The sequence below is a fragment of the Burkholderia sp. RF4-BP95 genome, assembly GCF_001521985.1.
GTDB lineage: Bacteria > Pseudomonadota > Gammaproteobacteria > Burkholderiales > Burkholderiaceae > Burkholderia > Burkholderia diffusa.
The window spans coordinates 38,704-46,175 of record NZ_LOSX01000002.1 but is presented as its reverse complement, the minus strand read 5'-3'; the positions used below and the strand labels follow the sequence as shown (position 1 = coordinate 46,175).

The 7,472-nt window shown below is 62.9% G+C and carries 5 protein-coding genes; 4 read left to right on the top strand and 1 reads right to left on the bottom strand.

Features of this window, described 5'->3' with window-relative positions; translation table 11 throughout:
- Positions 1-372: 372 nt before the first annotated feature.
- Complete coding sequence (locus tag WS46_RS00195; RefSeq protein ID WP_059535146.1) at positions 373-2,448, top strand: molybdopterin-dependent oxidoreductase; 2,076 nt, start codon at positions 373-375, stop codon at positions 2,446-2,448.
- Positions 2,449-2,584: 136 nt separating this feature from the next.
- Entirely contained in the window at positions 2,585-4,258 is a 1,674-nt protein-coding gene (locus WS46_RS00190) for a long-chain fatty acid--CoA ligase (protein WP_059535148.1), read from the top strand.
- A gap of 325 nt (positions 4,259-4,583) precedes the next feature.
- Here the strand turns inward: WS46_RS00190 and WS46_RS00185 are convergent, their stop codons facing one another.
- On the bottom strand, positions 4,584-5,741 hold the full coding sequence (locus WS46_RS00185) for a porin (protein WP_059535150.1): 1,158 nt from the start codon (positions 5,739-5,741) through the stop codon (positions 4,584-4,586).
- Positions 5,742-6,018: 277 nt separating this feature from the next.
- Here WS46_RS00185 and coq7 point away from each other — a divergent pair, with 277 nt between their 5' ends.
- Together coq7 and mraZ are read left to right on the top strand one after the other, a co-directional pair.
- Positions 6,019-6,645: a 2-polyprenyl-3-methyl-6-methoxy-1,4-benzoquinone monooxygenase gene (gene coq7, locus WS46_RS00180; protein ID WP_059688962.1), complete on the top strand. Its 627-nt coding sequence runs from the start codon at positions 6,019-6,021 to the stop codon at positions 6,643-6,645.
- Positions 6,646-7,032: 387 nt separating this feature from the next.
- The gene (gene mraZ, locus WS46_RS00175; protein ID WP_006400450.1) at positions 7,033-7,461 is read left to right on the top strand and encodes a division/cell wall cluster transcriptional repressor MraZ; all 429 of its coding nucleotides are present in this window, start codon (positions 7,033-7,035) and stop codon (positions 7,459-7,461) included.
- Positions 7,462-7,472: the final 11 nt, after the last annotated feature.

Below are 7,472 nucleotides of genomic sequence, written 5' to 3'. Positions count from 1 at the left end.
CCCCGCCCGACAAGGCGGGGGTTTTTGCATTGGGGCGACGGAAACGCGAGTGCAGGCAATCGAACCTCTCCGTTTGCTGCCCAAGCGCGTCGCCGGAATCCGCCGCTTTCCATCACCCCGGACCCATCACCGGTCGATTCGCTGCGATCTCCAGCCAGGGAGGCGACTCGGGCCGGTTCGGCAAGGCACTTCTAACACCCGCTCCACGTCCGTATCGTCGCATCGGCAATTCGGAGCCGGTCCAGCGTCGATATTTTTCATCCGTCATCCCCGTTTTCTCACTGCACAGGCGGGAAATTCGCGCGAAATGAGTCCTTATTCGGCCCATCCACGTAAAATTTGCGAATCTCCACCCCAGTCGCATCCAGAACGATGAACGCCGCCATTCAGATAGCTCGGGCCGTTTGCCCTCACGATTGTCCGGATACGTGCGCAATGCGCGTGACCGTCGAAAACGGCCGGGCCATCAAGGTGACGGGTGATCCCGATCATCCGCCCACGCAGGGCGTGCTGTGTACGAAAGTCAGCCGATATGCCGACCGCGTTCATCATCCCGACCGGCTCACCGTTCCCCTCAAGCGCATCGGCGCGAAGGGGGAAGGGCGCTTCGTGCCGATCAGCTGGAGCGAAGCACTTGACGAGATCGGTCGTCGTCTCGGGGAAATCGCCGCGCGCGCGCCGGAGGCGATCGTGCCGTACAGCTACGCGGGAACGATGGGACTCGTGCAGGGCGAAGGCATTGCACAGCGGTTCTTCCATAAGCTCGGTGCGTCCCGGCTTGAGCGGACCATCTGCGCCGCAGCCGGTGCAGCGGGGCTGCGCTACACGTATGGTGGAAGCGTCGGCATGCATCTCGAGCATTTCGAGGAAAGCGAACTGATCCTGATCTGGGGCGCCAACCCGATCGCGTCCAGTCTGCATTTCTGGACCCGAGCGCAGGAAGCCAAGCGTCGAGGCGCCCGTCTGGTCGCGATCGATCCCTACCGCTCGCTGACGGCCGAGAAATGCCATCAGCACATCGCGTTGAAACCGGGCACCGACGGCGCGTTCGCGCTCGGCATGATGCATGTGCTGATTACCGAAGATCTGCTCGATCACGACTACATCGCGCGTCATACGCTCGGCTTCGACGCGCTCAAGGCGCGAGCCCTGTCCTATCCGCCGGAACGTGTCGCGCAAATCTGCGGCATCGAAGCGTCGGAACTGATCGAACTCGCACGTCGTTACGGCGCGACCCGCAAGGCGTCGATTCGCCTCAATTACGGCATGCAGCGCGTGCGCGGCGGCGGCAATGCCGTGCGCGCGATTGCGAGCCTGCCCGCGCTGACAGGCGCGTGGCGCGACCGGGCCGGCGGGCTTCTGCTGTCGTCGTCGGAATCCGCACCGGTCAATCAGGCGGGGCTGCTGCGTCCGGATCTGATGCCCGGCTGGCCTCACAAACTGCCGCGCATCATCAACATGAATGCAATCGGCGATGCGCTGCTGCATCCGGGCGACGCCACCTTCGGGCCGAAGCTCGAAGCGGTGATCGTCTACAACTCGAATCCCGTCGCGGTCGCGCCCGACTCGTCGAAAGTTGCCGCCGGGTTCGCGCGCGAAGATCTGTTCACGGTCGTTCTGGAGCACTTCAAGACAGATACGGTTGATTTCGCCGACATTGTGTTGCCGGCCACGACGCAACTCGAGCATCTCGACGTCCACAAGTCGTACGGCCACACCTATGTGATGGCGAATCTACCGGCAATTCCGCCAGTCGGCGACGCACGGCCGAACACGGAAATCTTTCGGGGCATCGCACGCAGCATGGGGCTCGACGAGCCCGCGCTTTATCACAGCGATGAAGAGGTTGCGCAGACGGCGCTCCGTTGGGACGATCCGGCACTCGACAGCGATTGGGACACGTTGAAGCGTGCCGGCTGGCTGAAGCTCAAGGTGGCGGACGCGCCTTTCGCGAATGGCGGCTTTCGCACACCGTCCGGCAAGTGCGAGTTCTACAGTGCGCGGCTCGAGCAGATGGGCATGGACCCGGTGCCTGATTATCTGCCGCCGTTCGAATCGGCGGAGGCCGCGCCTGAACTCGCCGCTCGCTATCCACTGGCGATGATTTCCCCGCCGGCCCGCCACTTCCTGAACAGCACGTTCGTGAACGTGGACAGCCTGCGCAGTACGGAAGGCCAGCCTCACCTCGATATACACCCGGCCGACGCCGACGCGCGCGGCATCGGGGAGGGCGACATCGTGCGCATCTTCAACGACCGCGGATCGATGCAGGCGGTCGCGAGAGTGACCGATCGTGCGCGCGCGGGACTCGTCGTCGGACTGTCGATCTGGTGGAAGAAGCTGTCGGCGGATGGACGGAATGCGAACGAGGTGACGAGCCAGGCGCTGACCGATCTCGGCAACTCGGCGACGTTTTACGACTGTCTGGTGGAAGTTGAGCGGATTTGACAGAACTTCTTGATACCATCAGACGAATGTATCCGAAAGTTCGAAGTGGGCATCTAACCCTGTTGTCTCAGCATGGACGAGCCGCTACGATGCGTTTTAGCACGACCATTCGAAAATCTGTGAGGAGACGCGCAGTATGAACAAAATTTGGCTGAAATCGTACCCACCCGGCGTTCCAGCCGAAATTGACGCGTCCCCGTATCCTTCCATCCCGGATCTCCTCGACGAAAGCTTCAGGCAGTATCGTGACCGCAAGGCGTTCGTCTGCATGGGCAAGAGCATCACGTACGGCGAACTCGATGCGCTGTCGCGCCAGTTCGGCGCGTGGTTGCAGTCGCGCGGCCTGAAGCGCGGCGCGCGCGTCGCGCTCATGATGCCGAACGTGCTGCAGTACCCGGTGGCGATCGTCGCGGTGCTCCGCGCGGGCTTCACCGTCGTCAACGTCAACCCGCTCTATACGCCGCGCGAGCTCGAACATCAGCTGAAGGACAGCGGAGCGGAGGCGATCGTCATTCTCGAGAATTTCGCGTCGACGCTGCAGGCCGTCATCGCCAATACCGCGGTCAAGCATGTCGTGGTCGCGTCGATGGGCGATCTGCTGGGCATCAAGGGCTGGCTCGTCAATTACGTCGTGCGCAACGTGAAGAAGATGGTGCCGGCGTGGCAGCTTCCGTCGTTCACGCGCTTCAAGGCCGCGCTGTCGGAAGGTGCGCGGCAGACCTTCAAGGCAGAGAAGCTCGGCCCCGACGACGTCGCGTTCCTCCAGTACACGGGCGGTACGACGGGTGTCGCGAAGGGCGCGACGCTGCTGCACCGGAACATCGTGTCGAACGTGCTGCAGGCGGGCGCATGGCATCATCCGGCGCACGAGAAGTACCCCGAGGTGAAACAGTTCGTGACGGTTGTCGCGCTGCCGCTCTATCACGTGTTCGCGCTGACGGTCTGCGGCTTCCTGACGATGCGCACGGGCGGCATGGGCGTCCTGATCCCGAATCCGCGCGACATCGGCGGCATGATCAAGGAGTTGAAGGGGTACCAGATCTCGACGATTCCAGCCGTCAACACGCTGTACAACGCACTGCTGAACCATCCCGAATTCAATCAGCTCGACCTGTCGAAGCTCGTGATCGCCAATGGTGGCGGCATGGCGATCCAGGAAGGCGTCGCGAAGCGCTGGTATGAGAAGACCCATACGGCGATCGTCGAGGGCTACGGCCTGTCGGAGACTTCGCCGGTCGCGACCTGCAACCCGGTGACCGCGACCGAATACAGCGGGACGATCGGCCTGCCGCTGCCGTCGACGGAAGTGGCCATCCGCGATGACGCCGGCAACGACGTCGCGCTTGGCGAGCCGGGCGAGATCTGCATCCGCGGGCCGCAGGTCATGGCCGGCTACTGGAACCGTCCAGACGAAACCGCGAAGGTCATGTTCCCGGACGGTTTCTTCAAGACCGGCGACGTCGGCGTGATGGACGCGCGCGGTTACGTGAAGATCGTCGACCGGAAGAAGGACATGATCCTGGTATCCGGTTTCAACGTGTATCCGAACGAGGTCGAGGACGTGGTGGCGTCGCACCCGGGCGTGTTCGAGGTGGCGGCGGTCGGCGTGCCGGACGAGCACTCGGGCGAAGCCGTGAAGCTGTTCGTCGTGAAGAAGGACCCGGCGCTTACCGACAAGGACATCCTCGCGTACTGCAAGGAGCGGCTCACCGGCTACAAGCGGCCGAAACTCGTCGAGTTCCGCACGGAGCTGCCGAAGACGAATGTCGGCAAGATCCTGCGGCGCGAACTGCGCGACGGACGCGCGTAACACCGAAGTCGAATCAACCAGCCCGGCCAGTGCCGGGCTTTTTTATTTGTGGTGCCGGCATCGAGGATGCCGCGTCGTGGTTCGACGGTCGCAGGAACGGCGCGCGTTCTACCGGGATGCGCCGTGGCCGACGGAGCGGCTCGATCGGGCCGCCGCCGGCCCCGATCCGCATGGCGCGGTACCTCGGTGCGTGCCACCCGCCGGCAGCGGCGGCTTCACGTCGATGAGACGTCGCGAACGGTTCGCCGCTCACCGCTTCGCAGCCGCAAAAGAAAAAGGCGCCCGAAGGCGCCTTCAATATGCTGCGGCTTGTCAGTCAAGCTGATTAGAACTTGTGACGGATGCCGACGCGCGCTGCAACCTGGTTGCTGGTGCTCGACGGATCGAGACCGTTGATCGACGCCGTTGCCGGAATGACCTCGCCCTTCGAGTTCAGCGCGTTGCCCGACGCATGCTGGTACACGCCGATCACGTAGACGTCCGTGCGCTTGGACAGGAAGTAGTCGACGCCCAGCGAGCCTTGGTGGTACTTGGCTGCCGAGTTGCCGTCGATCTTGCTGCCTTGCGTGTAGTCGTACGCCGCGCCGACGATCAGCGCCGGGGTCAACTGATACTTGAAGTTGATTTCGCCGTTGTTGAACGTCGCGGTCTGGTTCACGAACGGACCGACCGAGAAGCCCTTGAACTTCGTGTTCGAGTACGTCGCGCCGATCGTTGCTGCGCCGAACGTGTACGCACCGCCCGCACCGATGACCTGGTACGTGTTCGCGCTGTTCGCATATGCGCCGTAGACCGGCGACGACACGGCCGTCGCTGCAGCCGACGCGCCGGTGTTGAACATGCCGCCGAAGTTCGCCGGCGTGCGTGCGTTCAAGTAGCCGACACCCAACACCAGCGGGCCGTTGTTGTAACCGGCGCCGAGCGACCAGACCTGGTTCTTCGAGAACTGGCCGGCTTGACCGCCGAAGCTGTACAGGCCGCCGAACGAGAAGCCGCCGTAGGTCGGGCTCGTGTACTTGACCGCGTTGTTCACGCGATATGCGTTGTTGAAGTTGTCGAGGTCGCCCGGGTGAGCAGCGATGTAGCCGCCCCACTGGTCGCCTGCCTCGAGCGGGCCGACGAAGTCGACGACGGAGTCGTACTGGCGACCCAGCGTGACCGTACCGTACTGGCTCGACAGGCCGACGTAAGCCTGGCGGCCGAACATCAGGCCGCCCTGGCCCAGCTTGCCGGAGTTGACGTCGAAACCGTTTTCGAGCACGAAGATCGCCTTCAGGCCGCTGCCCAGATCTTCGGTGCCGCGCAGGCCGAAGCGGCTGCCTTGCATCACGCCGCTTGCCAGACCGTACAGGTGGCCGCCCTTGGCGTTGTTGTTGAAGATGAAGCCTTCATCGATGATGCCGTAGAGCGTCACGCTGCTTTGCGCATGGGCTGCGCCAGCAAACGCGCCCAGCGCGACGAGCGCGAGAAGCGACTTTTTCATTAACGGATCTCCAAGAAACACTGAATTTTTTTGGCGGGGCGGATAGTTATGTTGTGTTGACGGGCCCCGTCAACTTCGCAAGAAGTTGCACGTAATGTAGCAAAGCCGATTTTTCCGACAAAGCGAAATGCCGTGGCGCAAGGCTGCCATGTTTCCTTTATGCAACAATGGTTAAAATCACGGGTTAACCGCAATTTCCGCTGAATAATCAAGTCGGTTACGCAGCGGAGCACGTGCCTTTGCCGCCCGCGGCAGCACACGCAGCCAGGAGAACAGGATGGTGTTGGATGAACTGATCAGCGAATTCGATCGCGGCCTGCGATCGCTGACCGGCATTAGCCGGATGAGCCGCCCGGTGCCCGCGCCGGCGGAGCCGCCGGCCGGCGAACTGACGCCCGCGGAGCGCACGCACGCCGCCGGGCTGATGCGCGTGAACCATGTCGGCGAGGTCTGCGCGCAGGCGCTTTATCAGGCGCAGAAGCTGACCGCGCGCTCGTCGTCGTCGAAGGCGATGTTCGAGGAAGCCGCGCGCGAGGAGGAGGATCATCTCGCGTGGACCGCGCATCGGCTGAAGGAACTCGATTCGCGTCCGAGCTTGCTCAACCCGCTGTGGTACGCTGGCGCGCTCGCGATCGGCGTCGTCGCCGGCACGCTGGGCGACAAGGTCAGCCTCGGCTTCATGGCGGAGACGGAGCGCCAGGTCGAGAGCCATCTCGACGGGCACCTGTCCGAGCTGCCGCCGACCGACACGGCGTCGCGTGCGATCGTCGAGCAGATGCGGCTCGACGAGGTGAAGCACGGCAAGGTCGCGACCGACGCCGGCGGGATCGAGCTGCCGCTGCCCGCGCGGATGCTGATGCGCGCCGCGTCGAAAGTCATGACGAGCGCTGCATACTATCTCTAACATTTGGGCCGGGGCGGCGCGCGACGCCGTCCTGGTTCGCCGTCCCCGATACCGCCCGTTTTTTCCGCGTTTTCCCGCCCCCGAAAGCCCCGTCCGCACGCCAGTCTGGCCCGCCTTTCTCACGTATCACCTTCACAAGTTGCACTAGCTCATTCATTTATAACGGTTTTTGGTATGAGGGGCCGCATGAGCATGCGCGCGTAAGTCCTTGTTCTAACTAACAAAATTCGTCAAAAAACCGGGCCGCTCCCTTGACCGTGCCAAACCCTTCCACTAAAGTGGGAGACAGTGTGAGAAAGTGTATTTTTGTGTGATTTAGCGGGCCATTCGGGCTAAATTCTTGAGCATTGAGCGGGTGCTTCGGTGCCCTGAACGGGAGAGCGGAAAGTGTTCCAAGGGGCGTCGGCGCTGACGCTCGATGCGAAAGGGCGGATGTCGGTGCCGGCTCGCTATCGCGAAGCGCTGCAAGGACAGGCAGAAGGACGGGTGACTGTGACCAAGCACCCGGACGGCTGCCTGTTGCTGTTTCCGCGCCCCGAATGGGAAGTATTCCGCGCCAAGATCGCCGCGCTGCCGATGGACGCGCATTGGTGGCGGCGAATTTTTCTCGGCAATGCGATGGATGTCGATCTCGACAGCGCAGGCCGGATTCTCGTATCGCCCGAGCTGCGGATGGCGGCCGGACTGGAAAAGGAAGTCATGTTGTTGGGAATGGGTAGTCACTTCGAGCTGTGGGATTCGCAGACCTACATCGCGAAGGAGCAGGCAGCGATGGCGCAGGGCATGCCCGACGCGCTGAAGAACTTCACGTTCTGATTGCGGTGACG